At 40.4% G+C, this 22,964-nt stretch carries 29 protein-coding genes; 9 read left to right on the forward strand and 20 right to left on the reverse strand.

The features are described from left to right. Position 1 precedes the first annotated feature (1 nt). Positions 2-703, reverse strand: a complete 702-nt coding sequence (locus RH40_RS14515; RefSeq protein ID WP_009602350.1) for a UTRA domain-containing protein — start codon at positions 701-703, stop codon at positions 2-4. 125 nt (positions 704-828) lie between these two features. On the opposite strand from RH40_RS14515, the gene RH40_RS14520 reads away from it, so the two are divergent. Continuing rightward, a complete protein-coding gene (locus tag RH40_RS14520; protein WP_009602351.1) occupies positions 829-1,134 on the forward strand; it encodes a hypothetical protein in 306 nt (101 codons plus the stop codon). A 186-nt stretch (positions 1,135-1,320) separates the two neighbouring features. Next, positions 1,321-2,004 carry a helix-turn-helix transcriptional regulator gene (locus tag RH40_RS14525; RefSeq protein WP_009602352.1) on the forward strand — a complete coding sequence of 228 codons (684 nt, stop codon included), beginning with the start codon at positions 1,321-1,323 and terminating at the stop codon, positions 2,002-2,004. 10 nt (positions 2,005-2,014) lie between these two features. Here RH40_RS14525 and yjjG read toward each other — a convergent pair whose 3' ends face one another. Beyond that, positions 2,015-2,689, reverse strand: coding sequence for a pyrimidine 5'-nucleotidase (yjjG, locus tag RH40_RS14530; protein WP_009602353.1), 675 nt, complete (start codon positions 2,687-2,689; stop codon positions 2,015-2,017). A 95-nt stretch (positions 2,690-2,784) separates the two neighbouring features. Between yjjG and RH40_RS14535 the strand changes: the two genes are divergently transcribed. Both RH40_RS14535 and elbB read left to right on the forward strand, forming a co-directional pair. Next, entirely contained in the window at positions 2,785-3,720 is a 936-nt protein-coding gene (locus tag RH40_RS14535) for a LysR family transcriptional regulator (RefSeq protein ID WP_009602354.1), read from the forward strand. Positions 3,721-3,801: 81 nt separating this feature from the next. Continuing rightward, positions 3,802-4,452, forward strand: coding sequence for an isoprenoid biosynthesis glyoxalase ElbB (gene elbB, locus RH40_RS14540; RefSeq protein ID WP_009602355.1), 651 nt, complete (start codon positions 3,802-3,804; stop codon positions 4,450-4,452). Positions 4,453-4,506: 54 nt separating this feature from the next. Here elbB and secF read toward each other — a convergent pair whose 3' ends face one another. The 4 genes from secF to RH40_RS14560 all read right to left on the reverse strand — a co-directional run bounded on the left by secF (position 4,507) and on the right by RH40_RS14560 (position 8,597). Beyond that, complete coding sequence (gene secF / locus RH40_RS14545) at positions 4,507-5,409, reverse strand: protein translocase subunit SecF (RefSeq protein WP_009602356.1); 903 nt, start codon at positions 5,407-5,409, stop codon at positions 4,507-4,509. A gap of 2 nt (positions 5,410-5,411) precedes the next feature. Beyond that, complete coding sequence (gene secD / locus RH40_RS14550; RefSeq protein ID WP_009602357.1) at positions 5,412-7,259, reverse strand: protein translocase subunit SecD; 1,848 nt, start codon at positions 7,257-7,259, stop codon at positions 5,412-5,414. A 79-nt stretch (positions 7,260-7,338) separates the two neighbouring features. Continuing rightward, positions 7,339-7,812 (reverse strand): hypothetical protein, encoded by a 474-nt coding sequence (locus tag RH40_RS14555; RefSeq protein ID WP_009602358.1) that lies wholly within the window; start codon positions 7,810-7,812, stop codon positions 7,339-7,341. A gap of 122 nt (positions 7,813-7,934) precedes the next feature. After that, positions 7,935-8,597, reverse strand: coding sequence for a hypothetical protein (locus tag RH40_RS14560; protein WP_009602359.1), 663 nt, complete (start codon positions 8,595-8,597; stop codon positions 7,935-7,937). Between the two features lie 55 nt (positions 8,598-8,652). On the opposite strand from RH40_RS14560, the gene RH40_RS14565 reads away from it, so the two are divergent. Continuing rightward, a complete protein-coding gene (locus tag RH40_RS14565) occupies positions 8,653-9,207 on the forward strand; it encodes a hypothetical protein (RefSeq protein ID WP_009602360.1) in 555 nt (184 codons plus the stop codon). 38 nt (positions 9,208-9,245) lie between these two features. Here the strand turns inward: RH40_RS14565 and RH40_RS14570 are convergent, their stop codons facing one another. Both RH40_RS14570 and phhA read right to left on the reverse strand, forming a co-directional pair. After that, positions 9,246-9,578 carry a 4a-hydroxytetrahydrobiopterin dehydratase gene (locus RH40_RS14570; protein ID WP_009602361.1) on the reverse strand — a complete coding sequence of 111 codons (333 nt, stop codon included), beginning with the start codon at positions 9,576-9,578 and terminating at the stop codon, positions 9,246-9,248. Continuing rightward, on the reverse strand, positions 9,571-10,374 hold the full coding sequence (gene phhA, locus RH40_RS14575) for a phenylalanine 4-monooxygenase (protein WP_081455019.1): 804 nt from the start codon (positions 10,372-10,374) through the stop codon (positions 9,571-9,573). The genes RH40_RS14570 and phhA overlap by 8 nt, the downstream gene beginning before the upstream one ends. Before the next feature lie 210 nt (positions 10,375-10,584). Between phhA and RH40_RS14580 the strand changes: the two genes are divergently transcribed. After that, on the forward strand, positions 10,585-12,579 hold the full coding sequence (locus tag RH40_RS14580; RefSeq protein WP_009602363.1) for an acetoacetate--CoA ligase: 1,995 nt from the start codon (positions 10,585-10,587) through the stop codon (positions 12,577-12,579). A gap of 137 nt (positions 12,580-12,716) precedes the next feature. Here RH40_RS14580 and RH40_RS14585 read toward each other — a convergent pair whose 3' ends face one another. Beyond that, positions 12,717-13,283: a class I SAM-dependent DNA methyltransferase gene (locus RH40_RS14585; RefSeq protein WP_009602365.1), complete on the reverse strand. Its 567-nt coding sequence runs from the start codon at positions 13,281-13,283 to the stop codon at positions 12,717-12,719. A gap of 407 nt (positions 13,284-13,690) precedes the next feature. On the opposite strand from RH40_RS14585, the gene RH40_RS14590 reads away from it, so the two are divergent. Continuing rightward, positions 13,691-14,569, forward strand: a complete 879-nt coding sequence (locus tag RH40_RS14590) for a LysR family transcriptional regulator (protein ID WP_009602366.1) — start codon at positions 13,691-13,693, stop codon at positions 14,567-14,569. A gap of 172 nt (positions 14,570-14,741) precedes the next feature. Next, on the forward strand, positions 14,742-15,635 hold the full coding sequence (locus RH40_RS14595; RefSeq protein WP_009602367.1) for a cation efflux transmembrane domain-containing protein: 894 nt from the start codon (positions 14,742-14,744) through the stop codon (positions 15,633-15,635). 17 nt (positions 15,636-15,652) lie between these two features. On the opposite strand, the gene RH40_RS14600 is transcribed toward RH40_RS14595, so the two are convergent. From RH40_RS14600 to RH40_RS14635, 8 genes are all read right to left on the reverse strand, one after another. Beyond that, entirely contained in the window at positions 15,653-16,477 is an 825-nt protein-coding gene (locus RH40_RS14600) for a PhzF family phenazine biosynthesis protein (RefSeq protein WP_009602368.1), read from the reverse strand. Between the two features lie 85 nt (positions 16,478-16,562). After that, positions 16,563-16,946, reverse strand: a complete 384-nt coding sequence (locus RH40_RS14605) for a RidA family protein (RefSeq protein WP_009602369.1) — start codon at positions 16,944-16,946, stop codon at positions 16,563-16,565. Positions 16,947-17,028: 82 nt separating this feature from the next. Further along, positions 17,029-17,529, reverse strand: a complete 501-nt coding sequence (locus RH40_RS14610) for a GNAT family N-acetyltransferase (protein ID WP_009602370.1) — start codon at positions 17,527-17,529, stop codon at positions 17,029-17,031. 501 nt (positions 17,530-18,030) lie between these two features. Beyond that, entirely contained in the window at positions 18,031-18,396 is a 366-nt protein-coding gene (locus tag RH40_RS14615) for a hypothetical protein (protein ID WP_009602371.1), read from the reverse strand. Further along, positions 18,393-18,764 carry a hypothetical protein gene (locus RH40_RS14620; protein WP_009602372.1) on the reverse strand — a complete coding sequence of 124 codons (372 nt, stop codon included), beginning with the start codon at positions 18,762-18,764 and terminating at the stop codon, positions 18,393-18,395. Before RH40_RS14620 ends, RH40_RS14615 begins: the two co-directional genes overlap by 4 nt. A gap of 10 nt (positions 18,765-18,774) precedes the next feature. Continuing rightward, entirely contained in the window at positions 18,775-19,275 is a 501-nt protein-coding gene (locus RH40_RS14625) for a hypothetical protein (RefSeq protein WP_009602374.1), read from the reverse strand. Between the two features lie 32 nt (positions 19,276-19,307). Then, positions 19,308-19,715 (reverse strand): hypothetical protein, encoded by a 408-nt coding sequence (locus RH40_RS14630; RefSeq protein WP_009602375.1) that lies wholly within the window; start codon positions 19,713-19,715, stop codon positions 19,308-19,310. A 640-nt stretch (positions 19,716-20,355) separates the two neighbouring features. Next, positions 20,356-20,838 carry an Lrp/AsnC family transcriptional regulator gene (locus RH40_RS14635; RefSeq protein ID WP_009602377.1) on the reverse strand — a complete coding sequence of 161 codons (483 nt, stop codon included), beginning with the start codon at positions 20,836-20,838 and terminating at the stop codon, positions 20,356-20,358. Between the two features lie 146 nt (positions 20,839-20,984). On the opposite strand from RH40_RS14635, the gene RH40_RS14640 reads away from it, so the two are divergent. Continuing rightward, positions 20,985-22,031: a diaminopropionate ammonia-lyase gene (locus RH40_RS14640; RefSeq protein ID WP_009602379.1), complete on the forward strand. Its 1,047-nt coding sequence runs from the start codon at positions 20,985-20,987 to the stop codon at positions 22,029-22,031. A gap of 67 nt (positions 22,032-22,098) precedes the next feature. Here the strand turns inward: RH40_RS14640 and rplT are convergent, their stop codons facing one another. The 3 genes from rplT to infC all read right to left on the reverse strand — a co-directional run bounded on the left by rplT (position 22,099) and on the right by infC (position 22,955). Further along, complete coding sequence (gene rplT / locus RH40_RS14645) at positions 22,099-22,452, reverse strand: 50S ribosomal protein L20 (RefSeq protein ID WP_009602381.1); 354 nt, start codon at positions 22,450-22,452, stop codon at positions 22,099-22,101. 41 nt (positions 22,453-22,493) lie between these two features. Continuing rightward, positions 22,494-22,688 (reverse strand): 50S ribosomal protein L35, encoded by a 195-nt coding sequence (rpmI, locus tag RH40_RS14650; protein ID WP_004401085.1) that lies wholly within the window; start codon positions 22,686-22,688, stop codon positions 22,494-22,496. A 108-nt stretch (positions 22,689-22,796) separates the two neighbouring features. Further along, the gene (gene infC / locus RH40_RS14655; RefSeq protein WP_277422201.1) at positions 22,797-22,955 is read right to left on the reverse strand and encodes a translation initiation factor IF-3; all 159 of its coding nucleotides are present in this window, start codon (positions 22,953-22,955) and stop codon (positions 22,797-22,799) included. Positions 22,956-22,964 lie beyond the last annotated feature (9 nt).

Raw genomic sequence — 22,964 nt, forward strand, 5'->3', positions numbered from 1 at the left:
CCTAGCTCTTGCTGAAAAAAGACTCAACAGAAATCGCGTCATGCCGCCAAAACTCAATACTCGCATCGATAATTTCCCCATTGCTATCGACATTTCTTCTCTCAATAGCCAAAGCGGGAGTACCCTCAGTTGCCCTGAGTGCACTTGCAACCATACCTAACAAACTACCGCTCGATAGTTTAAAGTGCGTACCATGACATAAGACACCATATCGTTCGCGATAAATTGATTTTAGGGAACTTGTTAAATCAGCATTCAGTAAGTCAGAGAAAGGCTTGGTAGGGACATAGTGGGTAACATAAGAGACTGGGCGCCCCTCTAAACATCTAATTCGCTCAATCTGATAAATTTCAGAAAAAGGTTTAAGCGACAAAAGCTCAACAGCTGTCTTGTTGATCAATTTATTTTCAGCCGATATGACCTCTATACTGCCGTTTCTATTTTGGCTCGAGCTCAGCTCAAAAAAACTGGCTGAACATGCAGGATCGTACCTGAGTGGTGGAGGTGAGATAAACCAACCTCTCCTATCCTCTCTATATACTCGCCCCTCACTCTCAAGTAACGACAGTGCTTCTCGCAGCGTAACTCTTGTTGTATTAAATGACTCAGCAAGCTGTCTTTCTGAGGGGAGCTTTTGCTGAGGAGTTAGCATTCCAGAGTCTATTTGTTCCGCTATAAGCTCTTTAATCTTTATGTATTGCACAAGTTATACCTCTGGGTAATAGACGTGATTCAAGCTAAGGTTGATGCACAGAACCCTACTGACAAAATATGACGTACACCAAGGTTACTATTATTTATCTAATCGACAAATAAGGTAGTTTATCAATGGAAAATATCATCGAAATCGTTCGTTTTAAAGCTGCTCCAAATATTACACCCAATCAATTAATCGCGGCCAGTCAACAAAGTCAAAAGTTCGTAGCTGGGCTTCGAGGCTTCAATTATCGCTCTTTAAGCTTCGATAAAGATATTTGGACAGACATTATATACTGGGATAATCTCCATGACGCCAAACTCGGTTGCCGACAATTTCAAGAAAACTCAGACTGCCAATCATATATAAATATGATGGATAGAGCCTCCATAAATATCGAACATCAAAATGTTTGTCTCGGCGTACTGGCCGAATAAACAGACTATACCCAAGTAATCTCAAGATGCTAGGTTCAGAATATACCTTGCTTTGCTGGCAGAAAGATCAGAACCTTAAGAGCCAATCACCTAAATTGAAAGTTGGTAACTATGCATGCAAGGTAAGGCTTGAGTATATCCCAAGGAGAGGAAGTATTCTCTCCTCTAATTTGAACAGAGATAACAATGAATAAAGCTGAGAGACTTTTCTCATTATTAACATTATTGCGCTCAAAACGTTACGCCGTCACTGCAAACCAATTAGCGGAGCAGCTTCAGGTTAGCGAAAGAACTATATACAGAGACATACAGTCACTTTGTGCCTCAGGCATAAACATAGAGGGCGAAGCAGGTGTAGGCTATGTTCTCCGAGAGAGCGGACAGTTGCCTCCACTGATGTTTTCAGAGCAAGAACTAATCGCCCTGGAGCTTGGGATGAAAATGGTACAAGCATGGTCTGATATTGAGCTTGCTACCGCCTCAAAGAGTGCCGCAGCTAAGATTAAATCCGTCTTACCCGATAGGCTCAAAAATGAAAATCCAGCGCCAACGATCTTGGTACCATGTACTCACAAGGAAACAGAGTTTTCAACCTTTAACAAGCCCATCCGCCAAGCGATCGATAAAAAAGAAAAAATAGAGCTCGTTTACCATGACCATGCTGGTATTCAATCAAAGCGTGTACTTCAGCCTCTGGGCCTTGTATTTTGGGGGAAAGTGTGGACCTTGGTTGCCTGGTGTGAGCTAAGAGAAGATTATCGAAATTTTAGAGTCGACAGAATAGATAAGCTTAAAACTTTAGGACAAATGTTCGAGACATCAGGCAATAAATGCCTCGAACACTACATTAGCAGATATTCATCTAAGTGATTTACAACAGTTATCCAGCTACGATGTTTTTCAATTCAGACATACAACGAATGGTGAACGTTGGTGAAATATGACGCTCAGTATGTGAGTTATCATGTCGTAACCAACAAGTATCAATCCCAAAATTATTTCCACCAAGAATGTCAGACTTTAGGTTGTCACCCACCATAAGAACTCGGCTTTTTGAAGGGTAATCCATTTTTTCATACGCATAGCTAAAGATTTCTTGCGCCGGTTTTGCAACGCCCACTAACTCCGAAATAACAATATGATCAAAATACCCAGTGAGCCCATTTTTCTCTAATCTGATATCTTGTAAGTCTTCAAAGCCATTAGTGATAATACCAAGCTTAGCTTTACCATGAACAAACTCTAAAAGCTCGCGCACTCCTGGCAAAAGTGTGCAAACCTCTGCCATTGCCTCTAAAAAACCACTATTGAGTGTATCGGTCGTCGTGTTTAACTTTTCTGCCCACGCTTGAAAGCGTTTGTGCTTCAGTTCGGCAGCCGTGATGTGACCGTTCTGATAGTCGACCCACAACGGAAGGTTAACTTGCTCATAGTCGAGATAGTCTTGGCGGGAAAAATCCACGCCACAACGTTGAAACATTTTAGTTAAACCAGCAAAAGCATCAAAACTAAATAACGTCTCATCTGCATCAAATAGAATCCAATCGTATCTCATTACAACCTCCAATTTAGAATCAGAGGAGTTTAAGTTGTTTTCCAACAAGTGATAATCCTCTAAACTAGAAACAAATCGTTTATTTTATCTCAACAATGCATGCATTTAATACTATCCCTATTTTTGTAGCTGTCGTCGAATGTGGCAGTTTTTCCGCTGCTGCATATAAGCTTTGTATTACCAAATCAGCGGTAAGCAAGCGTATAAATTTACTTGAAGAAGAACTCGGAACGAGGCTATTAAATCGCACGACTCGCAAACTCAGTTTGACAGAGGCGGGACTTCGCTACCATGAATATGTTATTCAATCTTTATCTCTAGCAAAGCAAGGAATAGACGCAGTTGCAGAACTGCAAGGTCAACCACGAGGCACTTTAAAAGTTACCGTTCCGATGTCATTTGGAATCGCTCACATCACACCATTTATCAGTGAATTTTTGGCGTTGTATCCCGATGTTGATATCAACTTGTCACTTGAGGACCGAATGCTAGATCTAGTACAAGAAGGATTTGATATCGGTATTCGAATTGGAGATTTACCTGACTCAAATCTTATTGCTAGACGCCTGACTTCATGCAATAGCGTTCTATGTGCCTCTGACAATTACCTTAAAAAGAACCCTCCTATTTTATCACCTGAAGATTTAAAGCATCATGATTGTATACAATACAGCTATTATCAAGGTGGGTGTGATTGGGTGCTCGCAAAGGAATCAAAGAGGTTTCGTATTTTACCCAAAGGAAGGCTTTCCATAAACAATAGCCAAGCGATTAGACAAGCCACCATCAACGGAGCTGGCATTGCCAACTTACCCACATTTATCGTCGCTGACGACCTTAAGTCTGGACGCTTACAAGTAATCCTGAGTGATTATCAACTACCTCAACATGGCGTTTATGCAGTATTTCCCGATAAAAAACATATGCCAGTAAAAGTCAGAAAATTCCTCAACTTTATGATTGATAAAATCGGCCATGACACACCTTACTGGGAAGAAGGTATTTTATGTTCTACTGAAAAATTTTCTTAGAAACATATGGCTAGCACAATCGAGATAAAGAAAGTTATGTTACTTTAAGGCTCCGTTTTTAAATAGATATGAGATAAAATCATGAAAAAGATAGCAGTCGTACTCAGTGGCTCAGGTGTTTACGATGGAAGTGAAATACATGAGGCTGTCCTCTCTTTACTTGCGATCGAAAAGCATGGCGCTCAATGGCACTGTTTTGCACCCAATATTAATCAACATCATGTGATCAATCACATCACAGGTGAAGAGATGGATACCACTAGAAACGTGCTTATCGAATCTGCAAGGATCGCTCGTGGCAATATTTCAGACATCACCACTCTTGATGTAAATCAATACGATGCATTACTGCTACCGGGAGGATTCGGGGCAGCGAAAAACCTGACTGACTTTGCGTTCAAAGGAGCACAATGCACTATTAATGAATCTGTCGCGACCGCTTGCCGTGCTTTTGCGGAGGTTAAAAAGCCCGCTGGTTATATTTGTATCGCACCTGTCATCATTCCAATGATTTATAGCAAGGGTGTACAAGGAACTATTGGCGATAACAAAGAAGCGAGTGACGCTTTTAATGCCCTAGGAGGCCAGCATATCTCAAGTTCTATTGAAGACGTAGTTTTCGATCCGGAACATCGTGTTCTTTCAACTTCAGCTTATATGGCAACAGAGAACTTATTAGAAGCTTCGGTAGGCATAGAAAGTCTTGTAAAACAATTGGTTGAGATAGCCTAATATTTGACAACTAGCCCAAAAAAGCCCGATATAGTATCGGGCTTTTTATTTCAGTTATGGTGCTGAATCAATTTCAACAGGAAGATAATGTTTTGGCTCAAGTTTAAGCCACTCTGGTAAAACGGTTCCTATCGAGATTGATGACCAAGTACCCGACAAAATACCGATGAACATTGCAATAGAAAACCCTTGCAAGGCTGCCCCTCCCATTATCCATAGTGCAGAAACGGTTAATAAAGTTGTCCCGGATGTAACCATAGTTCTTGAGAATGTAGCTATGACAGCATCATCATTAATTTTCTCAATCGGTAACTCTTGCTTTGCTAACAAGAGCTCTCGAATCCTGTCTGCAATGATAATTGAGTCATTAAGAGAGTACCCCAAGATTGCGAGTATCGCTGCAAATACAGTTAGGTTAAATTCCATTTGGCTAGCGGCAAAAAATCCCAAAACCAAAACAACATCATGTAGCAATGCTAAAAGTGATCCACTCGCTAGACGCCATTCAAAACGAAAGCACAAATAGCCCAATATCGACAACATCGAAATCATTAAGGCTAGTCCACCTTGGTCGATCAAGTCTTGCCCAACTTGTGAACCCACCATACTGTTACTGATGACCTCTACTTGGTTCGAAATTGGAGATAAGACTTTCACTAAATCCGCAGTCTGCTCACCTTCTGCTGGAATAGGATAGCGAACCATCCATCGCCCTGCCTGATCAGCATGAGTAACATTAGTAAATTGACCGAGGGCTGGTTGTAATGTTTCAACCATTTTTTCGTGGCTGATGGAGTTATCTACTTTTACTTCAGTAACCATACCACCAGTAAAATCTAACCCCATATTTAAACCATTGGTCGCTAACGCTCCCAAAGATATTATCATCAGGACAAGTGAGATAATGCTTGTAATTGAGCGAATTTCGCGAATGCGTTGTTTAAAAAATGCAGACATAATTATACCCTCACATCACGACGTGCGTCGCGTCCCCACATCAAATTGATCATCGCTCGCGATGCAAAGACACCGCTAAACATACTCGTGAGCAGGCCAAGCCCAAGTGTCAGTGCAAAACCTTGGATAGGACCATTACCAATTGAATAGAGAACCACCGCGGTGATCATAGTGGTAATATTTGCGTCTAGTATTGTACTAAAAGCGCTATCGAAGCCTAAGTCTATCGACTGAGCAAACGTACGCCCCTCTCTCAATTTATCTTTTATACGTTCAAAGATAAGCACATTTGTATCAACAGCCATACCGACCGTTAATACTAAACCAGCAATACCCGGTAGAGTTAACACCGCGCCCGGTAATAATGCAATTAAACCAAGAAGGCTAACCATATTTATCATCAGAGCAACATTGGCAACCCAACCAAGCTTTCGGTACCAAAGTGCCATAAATGTCAAGGTCATCGCCAATCCCAATCCTAATGCGGCAAAGCCATTCTCAATATTTTCTGCCCCTAAAGATGCACCTATTGTGCGTTCTTCAACAATAGTCACAGGTGCAGTTAATGACCCAGCTCGTAACAAGAGCGCCAGATTTTGAGCATCTTCCATGGAGCCTGCGCCAGTAATTCTAAATTGGCTCCCAAGCTGAGATTGGATAGTCGCAACGCTAATCACTCGCTCAGACCGAACTGTTTCTCCTTTAGCATTCGTTGTATACTCACGATAAACGGTAGCCATTGGTTTCCCTACATGGCTGCCAGAGAAATCACTCATGATCTTTCCGCCAGCATGATCAAGCGAGATATTGACTTCTGAAAAACCGACCTTATCCACTCCTGCACGCGCATTAGTAATGTGTTCACCAGTCAAAACTGGGCGCTTAGCTAGAGTAACATCTCGGTTATCGTTGTCTTTAAGCACAATGTCACCATATGCTTTCCCGTCTGACGAACCGCGTGCTTCATGAAAAGCAAGAGTTGCAGTAGCACCGATGACTTTTTTCGCCAAAGTTGGGTCTTGAACACCTGGTAACTCGATACGAATTGCGTGATCACCTTGACGCTGAACCATAGCTTCGGTAATACCAAGTTCTTCGATTCTATCGCGCATAATTTTTAGATTTTGCTTGATAGTAACCGTTTGAAATTCGCTTTTACTTTCTACCGTTGGTTTCACAGATAAGTATTTGGAATGCCTAATCGTGCTCCAAGTCGGATAGTTCTCTTTTAAAAATTTACCGGCCTTGTTTAGAGCATCACTAGAGGCAGACTTAACCTCAAATGAATCTGTAGTTGTAGCGTTGATTTGTACATTTCTGAGATGTTCTTGGCGCAGAAAATCTCTCAGTTCATCAATCAAACTGTTTCTTTGATCTTCAAAAGCTTTATCGATGTCCACGTTCAATAAAAACTGTACACCGCCACGTAAATCCAAACCCAGCTTGATGGGATTAAAACCCAACTCACTAAACCACTTTGGGGCTACCGACACATAAGAAAATGTGATGGCATCATCTTTAGATAAAAGTTTATCTAGTGCCTGTCGTGCCAGTGTTTGCTGGTTCTCGTTATCGAAGATAATCGTTGTCTTATCACCCGTCTGTTCAATACCAGCCACATGAATGTGCTCGGTCTCGAGATAATGATAAAGTTTGGTTACGTCTTTTAGGGTATTAGATGGAGTATGATCGGCAACACTCAGTTGTATCGATGGTTTTTCCCCATACCAAGTGGGGATAGCGCTTATGGTTAAAATAAGAACGGTCGCCACTAATACTACATATTTCCATGCCGAATAGCGATTGAGCAGGCGCTTAGAGCCAGCCTGAGTTTTTTGTGTTTTTTTCATGATGTTTCAATAACTTAATAACACCTACTGCTAAGTGTCAATATAAAAATTAAGAAGCCTTTACTTCCGCAATCTTGAGTTAAGAAATGGTGTGAAAATGCGCATTCAGGGCAACGTAAAGTGCGTTTGAGTCTTTCCAACCAGAAATACGATATGTCGAAGCATAGCTCAATGGTTTGCCTAAGCTAGAATTCGTCAGGGGTTGGGGATATATTTGGTAATGCAGGACTGAATCAGGTTGATAGCTACTAGGAGGATTACCTGACGGCTCTGTTTCATCGGCATGATGTGCCGGTGAAAACCAACGAGGTGCGTTTAGAAATGCTAAAATGTCTCGAGTGCTACCAGCTTGAGATATAGGTGTTGGATCAGTTTTTTTTGCTCCACTTTCAACGATTTGCGGATATCTGCCTCCTCTATCCGCCACACCCGAAGTCATGGTTAGATGATTATAAATCGCATTATCAGACTGCATCAAATGATCGTAAGCCTGCAACGGCAATACCGCAGCGAGAGCAAACAGCCAAATATATGCAATCACATTTCTAAGCATTGATAATGTCTCATTTATAATCATTAACGAAAATACTAATGCTAAATGTGATCTCAAACAACTAAAATAATCAAAAAACTTTATGATCTCCCCTGAATGTTTGCGCTTCAATTCTCAGAAGTTTAGCGATAAAAAATTTCTCCGCTTTTTACATCAATGTATATTTTATTGGCTTGTTTTAACCCACCACAATACACGAAGTAAGCGCTGCGGTTTTGAAATGTCGTCGATTTAACCCAGCCTTGTGTCTCTTCAAAGTCTTCCGGAGTGCAGGTTTTTTCCTTCAACAATTGATCGGTTGTCTTTATAAATAACTCGAAATGCTTCTTGAAGTCATCTGAGTTTTCGATATAAGAACTTATCGTTTTTTGTCGCTCTTCTTTCGTAATTGTCGGAGGAACTTCTAACAGCGAGTCGAGAGGAACCCATTCTGCCACTTTTGGTCCACCATCTTCGTAAACATAATAAGGCGAGATCCTTGCCCAGCCGTCTTTTTTCTCTAAAACGAATACTTTGTCACCACGGTAAACGATGCTTTCAATGAACGCATCCTTGTTTGGCGCTTCCCTGACCCCAAGCTTATCAGGGCTGACGTAATAATCAGTCGATGTTTTCAATGACTTGTCTTTATCAAGCAACGTGGGCATATTTTTAGGGGGCAACTCAATTTCTATTTCTCGCTGCGCTGCGGCATCCTGTTGTGGTTTGAGGTAAAAAATATAGTACCCCCCACCCGCACAACCGATACCGACCAGTAAAAGGACAATCATCAATACCTTTTTCATACCACTATTCGTTATTTCCTATACTTGAGTTATTACTAACAAAACTATTGTCAAAATGAAATGGTTTATTAACTTTTATATTACTATAGCGGTTATATCGCTGACGAGTGTATCTTCGGAGCAAAACCGTGCCTATTGCGACAAGAAATCTTGGAATAAAGCCCTCAAATCTGAGTTTGCTCTTGAAAGCAAGTACAACGAAAATGCTGAAAGCTTTAATAAAATGCTTGTTCATTATCAAGCTCGACCATTTTTGTATCAAAATTTTTCCAAACAAGAAATTCAAGACATATGGGTGCAGCACCAATCTATTTCCTATTTCACGTGGACAGAAGAGCATGAAAGCGTTGTAAAAACGATTGAACAGCTTGTTCATCGGAAAGATGTGGTGTATCTGCTACTTGAACAAGCTATTAATCAAAAACAGTTATGGCAGGAAATCACAAGTCATTGTAACCATATGGGGGATAAATCGAACCAATCAGCAGGGTCTCGTTATGTTAAGGTGGGTGATAGCCGTATTGGAGATGTTAAGGAATTAATTGACAAGCTCGAAACGCTATTACAAATATACAAAAGAGAAAAAGCAGCGATTCGTTACACTAAGTAACGGGATACCTAGTAAAGCTAAGTATCCCGTTCGAACATTTATAATAACACTTGATCACATTTTGCTGCACAGATAAAGTCGTTTTGGTGAAGCCCTTTTATAGCGTGACTCCACCATGTTACGGTCACTTTTCCCCACTCCAGTAATAGTGAAGGATGGTGAAACTCCCCTTCTGCGAGTTCTGAAACCTTATTCGCAAAAGCCCAGGCCAACTTGTAGTTTTTAAAAGTATAAACCTTCTCTAGTTGTGGAATACCATCGCGCTCTAGCATATGCCAACCTTCAAGTTCAGTTAGAAGCAGCCTCGTCTGTTCGGCATCTAAAGCCACAGCACTACTAGTACAGGACTCACAACGTAATTCATCAAGCATGTGTTACTTCCTTTGGTTCAAATAATGGGGGTAATAATCCAGCAGCCATAGCGTCTCTGACATATGACATTAGATCCTTTTGGCTCAATTCGTATAACTGGCTGATATCGTCCAACACAAAATACTGTGGTTGCATAATATCGATACGATAAGGGGTTCTCAAAACCGTGTGTAAATCGAGAGTTGAGCGCAAAGGAATATCATCATCTAGTGCATAGACCGTTTCACCGGGAGATGAAAGAATTCCACCTCCGTAAATCTTTGTCTTCCCTTGCTCTCTTACTAAACCGAACTCGACTGTGAACCAATAGAGCCTTGCAAGGTAGACTCGCTCTTTGTTACTCGCTGCTTTGCCTAGCCTACCATAGGTAGCTGTAAATTCAGCAAATTGTGGGTTGGTGAGCATAGCACAGTGACCGAATATTTCATGGAAAAAGTCCGGTTCTTGCAGATAGTCGAATTCCTCACGCGTTCTAAGAAATGTAGCAACAGGGAACTTTTTATCTGCTAACAGCGCAAAAAAACGATCGAAGTTAATCAAAGCAGGAACTGGCTCGATTTGCCACCCTGTTGTTTCTTTTAGTACTTTGTTGATATCAACAATCTGTGGAGCTCGATCTAGCGGCAAGTTAAGCAGTTCAAGTCCCGCTAAATACTCTTTGCATGCTCGCTGTTCAACAAGAACCAGCTGGCGTTCAACTAAATCGTGCCAGATACTGTTCTCTTCAGAACTCCAGTTGACAATGCCGCCTTCACTGACGGGCTTGGAGTGATATTGTGTCATCACAATCTCCATTAACAAATCCTTTACATAAAGCGTATCGTTATGAAGCTTTCGTGACAATTTTCTACCCCTATTCAGTTCGTCCATATTTATGTAACATTTTCTTTACATTTGACGGCTTTTTACTTGTTTTTCAATGACTCACTTTTGCTGCTCAAAATTGACTTTGTGCCTGCTTTCATAAAAGCTAATTTAGGAATAAAATTCATGGATGAATAACGCATGTCGCAAGCAGACCAAACACCAAAGAGTCCCATATGGACACCTGATAACGAGCGGGTCAAAGCCTCGAACCTCTATGATTTTGTGCAAAGCTTGGGAAAGAGCGAAATTGATGGAAACAACTATGATTCAATTCATCAATGGTCAATCAATAACAAAAAAGAATTCTGGTCTGCGATTTGGGATCAATGTGATGTTATCGGAGAAAAAGGAGACTGTATAGTTGGTGAGGGACTTTCTAAATGGGGAAGTTTCAAGTCCAGTAGAGATACTATTTGGTTCCCCCAATCCAACCTGAATTATGCTGAAAATTTACTCGCACAAGCCTTCCAGGCCCCTAACGACACAGCAATTTGGTTCAAAAATGAAAAAGGCGATAACAAGAAAGTAACGTGGCAAGAACTGTGCGATCATGTATCAATTCTACAACAATGGTTGAGACAAAATGGTGTTGAACCTGGTGATGTGGTGGCTGGATACTTACCCCATATGCCAGAAACGGTCATCGCCATGCTGGCTACTGCGAGTTTAGGAGCAATATGGACATCAACCTCTCCGGATTTTGGTGCAGAGAGTGTCATTGAACGCTTTGGACAAGTTGAACCCAAGATACTGTTTTGCTGCAACGGTTACCAGTTCAATGGCAAAACATACCGAGTCGACGAGAAAAATCGTCAAATCAGCGACTTAATCCCCAGCATCACTAATACATGTCAAATTGAGTATATAGCCTCCGACTCATCAACCAAGGAATACTGCAATACCTTCTCTGACTGGCACTCGATCTTTAGCAGTTACAAACCTAGAGGAATACGCTACCAAAGAGTCAATTTTAACGCACCCCTTTTTATTCTTTACTCTTCTGGTACAACGGGAAAACCAAAATGTATCGTACACTCCGTCGGAGGAACGGTACTAAATCATTTAAAAGAGCATCAGCTCCATTGTGATATCAAATTAAAGGACAAAGTCTTTTATTACACAACATGTGGCTGGATGATGTGGAATTGGCATGTCTCTGCGTTAGCCAGTGGTGCCAGCCTAGTTATATTTGATGGAAGTCCAATGTATCCGAATGTCGAAACATTATGGCAGCTTTGTGAAGATGCTGGAGTAACGTTATTCGGCACATCAGCAAAATACCTCGAAGCCATCGAAAAAATGGGTTTTAACCCAAGTAACCGCTATCAACTAAGCTCATTAAAAACTCTCTGTTCTACTGGTTCAGTTCTCTATCCTCAACAATTTGAATATGTTTACGCCAACATAAAAATCGATCTGCACCTAGCCTCTATCTCGGGAGGTACGGATATTTGCGGCTGTTTCGTTATTGGGAACCCAATATCCCCAGTATTCCAAGGCGAGTGTCAAGGGGCTGGTTTAGGAATGGATGTTAGTGTATTTAATGATATGGGTTGCGAAATAAAAAGTGCGCGTGGTGAATTGGTTTGTAAAAATAGTTTTCCCAACCAGCCCATAGGCTTTTGGAGAGATAATGGGGAACGCTACAACAGTGCATATTGGAATAAATTCGATAACGTCTGGCATCATGGTGATGATGTTGAGCTTACAGCGCGAAATGGTATGATCTTTTATGGTAGAAGCGATGCAACACTGAATCCAGGTGGAGTTCGAATCGGGACTGCAGAGATCTATCAAAAGGTGAACCAGCTTCCCTCAATCCAAGATTCTATTGCCGTTGGACGGAGAGTCGAAGGAGATGAAAAGATCGTTCTATTTGTCCAACTGGCGCAAGGTTACGAATTGAACCAAGAAGTTTGTGACAGCATCAAAAACACGCTTCGTAGTCAATGTTCACCGAGACATGTTCCGGCAGAAATCCACCCTTTGAGCGAAATTCCAAAAACGAAATCGGGTAAGTTGGTGGAACTTGCTGTCAAACAGGTACTGCATGGTGAAGAGATTCAGAATGTGGGTGCTATTGCGAACCCAAGCATCTTAGATGAAATAAAACAATTTCAGAGTCTTAGTTAGTATTGCACCTTCCATATCAAGCCCAGCATGTTGTTGGGCTTGAATGAAGTCTAAGAACGTAAAGCTATATTGGAACTACTTCATTTCCTCGCTTATAAATCGGCGTTATCGCCTATGTCTCATCGTGCTGCCTACGCTTACTTACGAGCAACTACCATAATAATCTTTTCTGACCCGACTGAGAATGGCGTCGATATATCGACAGTTTGAAAACCGACACTGGTTAAGACTTGATTCGCATGAGCCATCGATATACCACCCTCAGAACTATCATCGGACAGGGTATCCCAGTGAACAAAATAGCTTCCGGGATCGAGTAGACTAAATACGATATCGGCAATATCAGAGTAATTATTGAGGTAGTTACACACAGAAGAGGCCACTACTAAGTCAAACTGAGCTCTAAACGCAGGATGCATGGCAGCTAAGCCACGGCTGAGCATATCAACAACGGGCTCTACATTCTTTAGCTCTTTCTTATCAAGCTGCTCGATCATAGCTTCGGAGCTATCTAGTGCAACAATATCTTTAGCTAAAGGCGCCATTTTTTCGCTTAAAAGGCCTGTCCCACAGCCAAAATCAAGTATGTGCAACCCTTTGAGGTCTACCAGTTCTTGTAGTGACTCGAAGGCTTTATTCGCCAAATCATTACTTTCAGGGTTTAAGTCCCAGCTCGCTGCGACATCATCCCAAATATTCGCCATCATGATCTCCCTGTAGCTGCATTCACTTGGCTCTGCTTTAGCTTACCAAAAATGCATGAAATTCATAGCGTTTCAATACCGAAAACAGACAATGGTTTAAGATTATACCCAAGTAACCTCAAGATGCTAGGTTCAGCGAGAATGGCTTGCTTTAAAGCCAAGGCAACGATTTAAAAATCTAGTCATCTAAATTGAAAATCGGTAACGACGCATGTGAAGCAAAACAACTCGCCCTTTGGGAGCGTGCCACAGCGCCGATTTCATCGTCAAGCAACTTGGTAAGAGTAGACTATTTCGCTGCGTTATTTTCCTTGAACTCAACACTGTGCCATCGCTCTGAATACTGCATTTTGAAGTCACTTGGGTATACTATATTATCGCGGTTATTCGGCATGAACAAAAAAAAGATGAATTTATCACAGATAGAAGCATTTTGTATTGTTGCAGACACAGGTTCGGTCTCTGAGGCAGCACGACAACTAGAATGTAATCGAACCAAACTTAGTATGGCGATCAAAGCTTTAGAAAAGGATTTAGGCACAGATCTTTTCATTCGTAGCGGAAATAATTTGATTCTGTCTGAAGCTGGTAAGGCCATTTATAAAGACGGTCAAGACATGTTGGTGACAGCAGCAAGAATTCGTCAAACTTGTGCACAAGTAACAGGTGAATTCAATGCTGAAATCTGGATTGCAAGGGATGACTCGCTCCCTGATGTACTTTGGCAGGATCTTTCACATCGATTAAACAATCAATTTCCCGCCACTTCTTTTAATATTGTTTTAGCTTCGAGCGGTGACCTGACTAATTTGGTTGCTACTTCTCAGGTCGATTTTGCATTTGGTGTAGATTACGAACGCACCGATGATCCTCATATCAACTTTCAACCATTGGGGAAAATTCGGCTGATGTCAGTTTGCCGTACCAGCCACCCACTTGCCAAGTTAAGACGTGTGTCTGATGACGAACTAAGAAAAGCAATGCAAGCGGTGATGGTATATTTGAATGAAAAAGATAACCCAGAGCTGCAACCGTTTTCTCTCCGTCATATCGGGTTTTCTAGTTTCGATTACATGCTCAGCACAATTTTAGAAGAGGATGCTTGGGGGGTACTCCCTGAACCCTTGATTCGACATTTGTTAAGGAATCAATCTTTGTCTGTCATAAAACATACTTATGGTCTCACTCAAGAAGATTATTGTATGTTCACTGCCTCTGGCATGGCAGAACATCCAGGAATGTCCTGGCTTGCTGACAAGCTTAACGAATATCTCTTTGATTTCTAGAACTCACATCACTGAGCGTCAAATTTAATGACACCAAGAGGAATTTTAACCCACTGATTATATTGAACTTATCCTACCACTCACCAAATAGAACAGATTTTGAGCAATTTTGTATTTGTCAATTTGGATATTATTGCGAAAAATGTAAAGGCTGATTGTCAACGGGGGTTCTATGTGTGATGAAGCCAGCTCTAACGAAAAAAGAATATTGATTTTCTCTGCCCTACTCGCAGCCCTATTTGCAACGGCCGGACTGTTCTTGGGGTTAATAATGGGTTCGATCGTTATCACCTTTGACGGCGTATATTCACTACTCAGCCTACTGTTAACTTTATTGTCGCTGGCCGTTTCTTGGTTTATTCAGCACCCCTCTAAGCGCAACTTTCCCTTTGGAAAGGCTATTCTTGAGCCCATCGTTATTACAATAAAAGCCAGTGTTATTTTACTCGTCGTTGCAACTTCGCTTTATTCTGCTGTGACAGCCATGTTTAGTGGTGGCCGGTCTGTAGATGCGGGTATTGCAACCATTTTTGGCGTAGTCAATGTCTTAGGTTGCGGCTACGCATGGTGGTACATCAAGAATCACTCTACTAAATTTAAGTCTGGCCTAGTGGAAGCAGAGAGCCGTCAGTGGCAGATGGACACCCTATTGAGTGTTGCAGTCACGCTCGGTTTTGTATTTGCTTGGCTACTTACTATCACTCCTCTTGCTCATTTATCATCATATGCTGATCCCACAATGATGATACTCATGTCCGCTTATTTTATTAAGGTTCCTTATGAGATGCTTGTTGGAGCAGTCAGGGAAATGCTAATGATGAGGCCGGATGAAGACATATGTAAAGCAGTAAAAGAGGAAGTAAGCGCAATCGACCAATCTTCAGAACAAGACATTAGCTTGGTAGCAATGACTAAAGTAGGCAGAGAACTTCGAGTAAACCTTGATATCCATACTCAAGGTAAAGATATCCATGTCGCTGATCTCAACAAAACTAGAACCAAGCTTGAGCATAGGTTGGCTAACTTAGCTTTAGATCTCAACCTAACAATGAATATTGCACACTAACGTTTTTTGGCCTGTGTTTAGCTTTTCTCGACACGTTTTAGCTTTGATAAGTTCAAGGTGCCTGAAATCGTAGTGTAAGCCGTTCCTTGGATTTTTACCCTATCGCCGTTGAGTCGCAAACCAAGATAGCCCCCTCTTCGAGAAGCCTGGTAAACATTAAACGACTCTTTATTCAGTTTACCTTTCCAATATTCAGCCAAAGCACATTGCGCTGAACCGGTCACTGGATCTTCATTAATCCCGACCCAAGGAGCAAAGTAGCGGGAAACAAAGTCAACATCGCTTGCGCTCGATTTTGTTGTCACTGCGATCCCACGACCTTTTACTTTAATTAGAGCGTTAAAATTAGGAGACAATTCGAAAAGGCTCTCCTCGTTATCAACCTCTATAATAAGCCTATCCTCAAAATAGCATGAAGAGACCACTTGACGACTTTTTAGACCAAGGGCAGTTAAGAGCGACTTGTCTATTTGACTATTGTCGTTTAAATCATATCTTGGAAAGTCGAGCTCTATGCAATCATGTAATATCGTTGCTGTAAGCTCACCTGATAAGGTCTCAAAACTAATGGATTGACCTTGTGATAAAAGCCCTTTGTTACGTAAGATATGAGCAACAGCTAATGTTCCATGTCCACATAAGGTCACTTCGGCCTCTGGCGTAAACCAACGCAACCACTTATCAGAAAGATTAATAAAGGCGGTTTCTGAAACCGCCATTTCTGCCGCAATAGATAACATCAAGTTTTCTTCTAGTGGGAACTCAGATATACAGACTCCCGCAGGGTTACCTTCAAAAGCGTGGCTTGCAAACGAGTCAACTTGATACATTTCTATCAACATGGCGATTTCCTTTGTCGAAATGAGATTCCATTACCTAAATATTTTTATAGCAAGTAGTATAGACTCTATATCGTCGAGTACCAGCCTACTCGTTTGAATTTAAGGCAATTATCGCTTCAATTTCTACGTGTAATTCTTTAGAAATCAAGGCGGAGACTTCCACCAAAGAGCAAGCAGGCAAGGCTCCTCCATAAAAAGCGAAGAGTGCCTCTCTGATCTTCGATAAGGAACTAATATCGGCCAGATATATAGTTAACTTTATAATATTATTTTTCGTAAGCTCTTCTGCTATTAAAATTCGATCAATTTGCGAAAGGATTTCTTCAGTTTGTAAACAAACCTCTTCCTTTTGTGCATCGCTTCCCATCGCAGTCAAACCGGAGATATACAGAGTATTAGCATGTTTAGTTGCGTGTACATAAGGGCCAACAATTGTTGGCAGATTTTTATAATTGATACGCTCTACCATAACCGTTACTTTCTCCAATACCTAACCAATTCGGGGTGACGAAACGCTCTCATATTATTATGTGTAAAGTGTCGAATCATATTTAGTCTCTCTTCCATGTTTTCTCATACCAAGCGGAACTAATATATTGACCATGTTTCTTGGCATATTCATCAAACGTCCCCACTTTTTTAAAGCCAAAATGCTCATGTAGAGCAATCGAGGCCTCGTTAGGTAACGCGATACCGGATAATGCTCGATGTATCTTGTATTTCCCGATATTTGCAAATAAGTGGCGGTAAAGCGCCTTGCCAAGACCTCTACCTTTATAATCGGAGTTAATATAGATACTTGTCTCAACCGTTTCAGAAAATGCTTTCGAACCACGATAAGGCTGGCTGCACGCGAACCCAATCACGATATCATTTTCACAGGCAACAACGATTTGATATTTCGTCTCGTTAGAAAATTGATTGAACCACTCCTTACGGCTTTCAACAGAAAACGCCTGCTCTTCGAAACGTGCATTAGTATGCTCAATATAGTAATTAAACAGCGCCGTGATCTGAGGGAGATCAGGTCGTTCTGCATGTCTTATCTCCATTGTATCTTCCTTTATCTCAATCAAGGACCGTATACCCAAGTAACCTCAAGATGCTAGGTTCAGCAAGAATGGGTTGCTTGGGTATATTGTATTGTTTTTATTGAAAAAATAATATAATTATCGATAAAAAATTGAACAAGTAGAGGGGAATTTAAGTGGTGTTGGATTTATTGAATGGTATTTAATTTAAGAATCGATAGATGTTATAAAATCAATTTTTATGAACGTTTAATCTGCGCTTTCTATTAAATATAGAGATAATTTTACGAATAAATTTTAAATAATAATTTTGCAAAATAAATTACAGCAATATCATTATAAGAATAATTATTATATTTTGGCTTTTAGAATTTTGGAGTATATTTTTAGACTACTATTAGCACCATTGAATCGCGAAAAAACCCATTCAGCTAATATGCTATTGTATTTGCATCCCTGCAGATATCACTTGTTGGTCTGTACGTAGTTTAAAACAGCGCTTCTTATTGCAAGGTACACGCTTTAGTTATCCCAGTTTATCGAAGCCTGAGACTCGAGAATCTGGAGTTTTTGCTTTAACAGTTTTAGCTCAGCATTCTTCATATTCAATTGAATATTGTAGAGCTTACTGCAGTCAAGGCGCGTGGGGCCGCCGAATTTATAACTGATCTCAGCACCCACTTCGTAGTCATTTCTTGTATCCCAGCCCTTTCTATCGTGGTATGCATCATGCCGCTTACCTTGACCATCCCTTGCCCTAGTATTCAATGACAATTCCCATGGGGAATCATCAGCATCAAACGAACAACTGTTGCCATCTGATAAACGTACCGTATCGGCCATAGTTCCTAGAGAGACAGAAGCTAATAATAAAGTTAATTTTTTCATTCTGGTGACCTCTGAAGCCAGTAGGCTTTTACCTTAGTACATATTTTGGTGTTGAAGTAACTACCTTGACCGACAGAGCACACTGTATGGTTCTCAACAACGTTAGGGTTATTTAACCTAACAGGTACTGTTATCTCAGCGATACTATCTTTGGCTACCTGAATTCTATTAAATTCAACACCATCGACTTCAATTACAAACACCTTCGGGGCTTTAGTTCCTACTTCAATAGGAACCAAGACGACTCCTGTTACCGAGATAGACTGCAAAGGGTTGCTCTTTCCACCAAACTCAATTGGCGACATACTGTGAGCTGACGCTAATGAAGATAAAAGAACATAGGCTAGCGCTAATTTATACTTAATCATAAAAAAACCATTACGTTGAGCAATTTAGTTCAATTACTACTGGTGCAAGATACTCACCTTCTGGCACCTCTTGCCCTGGCAGTTGGCTTGTGATGACATCTGCTTTGAGTCCATAAATTCGCTCAGCCGGAGCAAAATTATTTTCGGTAAACTTTGCCTGATTATTAGATTTATCTGATAAAAGATGTAATTGAACTTTGTAAGGTATATTCACACTATCGGATGTCCATATACCCGCACCATCATCCTTTAGCGAAAGCTCTGTCTTACCAGAAAAGTTAGAGGATACTTTGATCTTTACATTACCAGCGTCTTTAAAGTGTAAGTTACCTGTGTCCCCAATCACGTCTAGGGTACATCTAGGAGGGACAACGTATTTCAAATTTACCGTTACTGCTCTTTTAAGACTATTATCTTTATGTATTTTGGCTCTTGGGGACAGAGATCCTGACAATGCCATTGTTGATATTAATAAGGCTAATATACCCAATACTATTAATCTTAATTTCATATATCTCTCTCATCTTGAATAAGTTTATAATATTAATCACATTCTACTATTATTTTTATATCTATATAGTGAACCCCCGAAGGAAGCTTCGATTTGATATCTTCCTTTAAGTTCACGGTTACTTTCTTAGTCAGAGTTGCCCAGTTATCTCCTTGCACATAATCTAAGTTATCTCCTTTTTTTTTACTAACGCCCAAATAATTGATATCAAGATCATTTGCACTTAATCCAGAGTTATTATCAAGAACTGAAATCGAATCGAAATGAAAATCATATTTTGCATTTTCTGTTTGATATCTTTTGACTATTATATTTATTATTTCACCTTCGATTGCAGTTATTTTTCTTGATTTATTCTTTACTTTACAAAAAACTCGTTCTTTAGAAAGTGCGTCGCCACATATGAATATAAGCACTAGCATCAACATTAAATTTTTCATATTGACCCCTCAATAGAACCTACCAGATACACCACTAGTTATCTTTTACAGACTTATTTAAACAAGCAGCCGAAAGCTCCCACTATAAAGGCAGCTTTCATGGAAATCTTAGAAATATAGTTAAGGCTGTTTTTATTACATTTATGATGTTATTAAATCGATATCAACCATCAATTAAGAACACTGTACAATAACAACAGACAACAAGGTATCAATTTAATGTATACAATTGTCAGTTACATAATTTTTATAAATGTTAATAAAAAACAAGCTTTCAACAATATGCATTAACAAATTTTATTTATATTTTTTAATGAGTTGAGTTGGTTGGTTACTGTCATTATCATAGATGAGCTCTAGAAAGGAGATGAAGCCAATTTTATCTTAAATACAGTATAAAAAGAGCACATATAGGGTTAGAACTGACCAAGTTGAATGTGAGTGATATTGATTATTATTCTTTTAAAAATATACACTTACAATTAAATTTCAAATAACGTACTTTGGTTTAGTTCAATTAAAGTCAGAAGAATGTATCAAAATGTAATAACAATTCACGATAAGAATGGAACGTTTTTAAATCAAGCTAAAAACTTAAAGCGTTTTACTTGAAGTTACTTGGGTATATCTGAGTCATAAGCTAGCTTATGTTCATCTCTTCATCAATCATAACTCCCATTCCAACCTTACTTCGCCTCATAACTACGTTCGTCCTAAATCGTCTTACATTTGGATCGTCAAAAAATAGTCTATGTGTCAGTAATTCGAAATCTTCCATATCTTTCGCTAAACAAATCACCGCAAAGTCTGCTTCCCCCGTAATGTAGTAACATTGCTGCACTTGGGGATCATTAATCAATCTTTTTTGGAAACGATCAAGCATATCAGTGCGTTCTTTCTCCAGTTCTACTAAAACTAGGAAAGTCATTTTCCACCCCAGTTGCTTCGGTTCGAGAATAGACACATCTCGCAGGATAACTCCCCTATCTCGCAATCGTTTGATTCGCCTTTGAACAGTGATTACTGAAACCCTCACTTGATCGGCAATCAAGTCGAGAGGTGTGCGGCAGTTTTCCTGAAGCATTGACAATATCGCTAAATCAGCTTTATCAAGTTCTATCATGGTTTTCCAAGATTATGGGCTTTATGTATTATTTTATCACTTTTACATATAACTTGATGCTGTTCGGTCAAAATTTAAGCTAATTAAGATATATGGGTATCACTCATAAAGGTTAATCTATCTAAAATTAAATAATTGGGGGTAAGATGAAAGAGGATACTTCAAACCGCATCGATATATCGTGCGCAAAAAAGCCATTGTCGTGGTTAACAAACTGCACAACCTATCAACCTACTCCATTAACCGAGTTAGCTGCTGTTGGAGAGGTTGTTGGGTGTTCAGCTTTGCTGGTAAAGGATGAAACCAGCAGAATGGGGCTTGGCTCCTTCAAGGCTCTCGGTGGCGCTTACGCCGTTTTTCGCCTTGCAGAACAAAAATTGGAGGCTGTTTTAGGAAGAATGCCAAGCCTTGAAGAGGTTATGCAGTTAAGTAAGAGCTATCTGAAAGGGCAAACCGTTTGCTGCGCATCAGCAGGAAATCATGGTCTTTCGGTTGCAGAGGGGGCAAGAATACTCGGACTAAAGTGTGAGGTATTTCTTTCTGAACAGGTTCCTTTGCCATTTGAAAAACGATTGCAGCAGAAAGGAGCAAAAGTTATTCGTTCAGGAGTGAACTACGAAGAGTCAATGACTAACGCTTTATCTCACTCGCAAAAAGATAATGTCACTTTAATTACAGATTCTTCATGGGCAGGTGAGACCTATTATCCCTCATTAGTTATGCAAGGATATTCGGTTTTGGCTAAAGAAATGTTTGATGAGTTTACCCAATTGGGCCAATGGCCAACACACGTTTTACTTCAGGCTGGTGTTGGAGGTATGGCTGCCGCTATTACTCAATACATTAAGGACTATTGGCCGATTCAGCCTGAGATTATTGTGGTTGAACCCAAATCAGCAAACTGTTTGCAGCAAAGCATTAACTGTGGAACCATCACTTGTGTAGAAGGAGCGATTTCAAACATGGGAAGACTAGATTGTAAAGAACCTTCAATGCTGGCATTTAACATCCTTAAAGCAAGTGCAGACGAATTTGTGACTGTCACAGATCAGCAGGCTGAAGGAGCTAGACAAATACTGCATAGCCACGGTATCAATACCACAACATCAGGAGCTGCAGGATTAGCTTACTTAATGTACTCATCATTTCCAAGTACCGCTAGACCACTGATTATCGTTACTGAAACACAATGAAAGTCAGAAACGAACCCAATAAAAAAGGAGAGCAAATGCTCTCCTCTTCTTATTCCTAGACTGCTAATTAAAGAGCAGTTTTCGCTTTTTCAACTAGAACTGCAAATGCAGCTTTGTCGAATACCGCGATATCAGCAAGGATCTTACGATCGATCTCGATAGATGCTTTCTTAAGACCGTTGATGAAACGGCTGTAAGATAGACCATTTTGACGAGATGCCGCATTGATACGTGCAATCCATAGTTGACGGAATTGACGTTTCTTGTTGCGACGGTCACGGTAAGCGTATTGACCAGCTTTAGTAACTGCTTGGAAAGCTACGCGGTAAACACGTGAACGTGCTCCGTAGTAACCTTTAGCTTGTTTTAGAACTTTCTTATGACGTGCACGAGCTTGTACACCACGTTTTACGCGAGGCATTATGCTTCTCCTAAACTAAACGATTGATAAACTAAAAAGAATTAAGCGTATGGCATCATACGAACAACTGCAGCCACTTCACACTTAGGAAGGATTGCATTTGGACGAAGCTGACGCTTGTTCTTAGTAGTACGCTTAGTCAAGATGTGACGTTTTGTAGCGTGCTTGTACTTAATACCACCAGCAGTTTTCTTGAAACGCTTAGCAGCACCTTTGTTGGTTTTCATCTTAGGCATGATGAATAACTCCGCATTGTAGTAGTTTTATAAACAATGTAATCAGGGCGAATTAACCCCACTGTCTCCAACGGATACAGCAGGGTGTCATTACTTGTAAGCCGATAATTACTTCTTCTTAGGGGCAAGAACCATGATCATCTGACGGCCTTCAATCTTCTTAGGGAAAGACTCAACAACCGCTAGTTCAGCTGTATCCTCTTTCAGACGATGAAGTACATCAACACCGATGTCTTGGTGTGCCATTTCGCGGCCACGGAAGCGAATTGTTACCTT

This window comes from Vibrio caribbeanicus ATCC BAA-2122, assembly GCF_000165125.1.
Classification (GTDB): Bacteria; Pseudomonadota; Gammaproteobacteria; order Enterobacterales; family Vibrionaceae; genus Vibrio; species Vibrio caribbeanicus.

What these genes read in the sequence shown, in the direction of transcription:
- RH40_RS14560 (WP_009602359.1), bottom strand. Translation starts at nt 8,597, where the DNA reads ATGAAAAAGGTATTGATGATTGTCCTTTTACTGGTCGGTATCGGTTGT.
- rplT (WP_009602381.1), bottom strand. Translation starts at nt 22,452, where the DNA reads ATGCCTCGCGTAAAACGTGGTGTACAAGCTCGTGCACGTCATAAGAAA.
- RH40_RS14635 (WP_009602377.1), bottom strand. Translation starts at nt 20,838, where the DNA reads ATGATAGAACTTGATAAAGCTGATTTAGCGATATTGTCAATGCTTCAG.
- secF (WP_009602356.1), bottom strand. Translation starts at nt 5,409, where the DNA reads ATGTCTGCATTTTTTAAACAACGCATTCGCGAAATTCGCTCAATTACA.
- RH40_RS14620 (WP_009602372.1), bottom strand. Translation starts at nt 18,764, where the DNA reads ATGATTAAGTATAAATTAGCGCTAGCCTATGTTCTTTTATCTTCATTA.
- RH40_RS14585 (WP_009602365.1), bottom strand. Translation starts at nt 13,283, where the DNA reads ATGGCGAATATTTGGGATGATGTCGCAGCGAGCTGGGACTTAAACCCT.
- RH40_RS14565 (WP_009602360.1), top strand. Translation starts at nt 8,653, where the DNA reads ATGAAATGGTTTATTAACTTTTATATTACTATAGCGGTTATATCGCTG.
- RH40_RS14595 (WP_009602367.1), top strand. Translation starts at nt 14,742, where the DNA reads ATGTGTGATGAAGCCAGCTCTAACGAAAAAAGAATATTGATTTTCTCT.
- RH40_RS14525 (WP_009602352.1), top strand. Translation starts at nt 1,321, where the DNA reads ATGAATAAAGCTGAGAGACTTTTCTCATTATTAACATTATTGCGCTCA.
- RH40_RS14630 (WP_009602375.1), bottom strand. Translation starts at nt 19,715, where the DNA reads ATGAAAAATTTAATGTTGATGCTAGTGCTTATATTCATATGTGGCGAC.
- RH40_RS14555 (WP_009602358.1), bottom strand. Translation starts at nt 7,812, where the DNA reads ATGCTTAGAAATGTGATTGCATATATTTGGCTGTTTGCTCTCGCTGCG.
- elbB (WP_009602355.1), top strand. Translation starts at nt 3,802, where the DNA reads ATGAAAAAGATAGCAGTCGTACTCAGTGGCTCAGGTGTTTACGATGGA.
- RH40_RS14570 (WP_009602361.1), bottom strand. Translation starts at nt 9,578, where the DNA reads ATGCTTGATGAATTACGTTGTGAGTCCTGTACTAGTAGTGCTGTGGCT.
- phhA (WP_081455019.1), bottom strand. Translation starts at nt 10,374, where the DNA reads ATGGAGATTGTGATGACACAATATCACTCCAAGCCCGTCAGTGAAGGC.
- RH40_RS14535 (WP_009602354.1), top strand. Translation starts at nt 2,785, where the DNA reads ATGCATGCATTTAATACTATCCCTATTTTTGTAGCTGTCGTCGAATGT.
- RH40_RS14520 (WP_009602351.1), top strand. Translation starts at nt 829, where the DNA reads ATGGAAAATATCATCGAAATCGTTCGTTTTAAAGCTGCTCCAAATATT.
- RH40_RS14600 (WP_009602368.1), bottom strand. Translation starts at nt 16,477, where the DNA reads ATGTTGATAGAAATGTATCAAGTTGACTCGTTTGCAAGCCACGCTTTT.
- RH40_RS14590 (WP_009602366.1), top strand. Translation starts at nt 13,691, where the DNA reads ATGAATTTATCACAGATAGAAGCATTTTGTATTGTTGCAGACACAGGT.
- RH40_RS14640 (WP_009602379.1), top strand. Translation starts at nt 20,985, where the DNA reads ATGAAAGAGGATACTTCAAACCGCATCGATATATCGTGCGCAAAAAAG.
- RH40_RS14615 (WP_009602371.1), bottom strand. Translation starts at nt 18,396, where the DNA reads ATGAAAAAATTAACTTTATTATTAGCTTCTGTCTCTCTAGGAACTATG.
- yjjG (WP_009602353.1), bottom strand. Translation starts at nt 2,689, where the DNA reads ATGAGATACGATTGGATTCTATTTGATGCAGATGAGACGTTATTTAGT.
- secD (WP_009602357.1), bottom strand. Translation starts at nt 7,259, where the DNA reads ATGAAAAAAACACAAAAAACTCAGGCTGGCTCTAAGCGCCTGCTCAAT.
- RH40_RS14625 (WP_009602374.1), bottom strand. Translation starts at nt 19,275, where the DNA reads ATGAAATTAAGATTAATAGTATTGGGTATATTAGCCTTATTAATATCA.
- RH40_RS14610 (WP_009602370.1), bottom strand. Translation starts at nt 17,529, where the DNA reads ATGGAGATAAGACATGCAGAACGACCTGATCTCCCTCAGATCACGGCG.
- rpmI (WP_004401085.1), bottom strand. Translation starts at nt 22,688, where the DNA reads ATGCCTAAGATGAAAACCAACAAAGGTGCTGCTAAGCGTTTCAAGAAA.
- RH40_RS14580 (WP_009602363.1), top strand. Translation starts at nt 10,585, where the DNA reads ATGTCGCAAGCAGACCAAACACCAAAGAGTCCCATATGGACACCTGAT.
- RH40_RS14605 (WP_009602369.1), bottom strand. Translation starts at nt 16,946, where the DNA reads ATGGTAGAGCGTATCAATTATAAAAATCTGCCAACAATTGTTGGCCCT.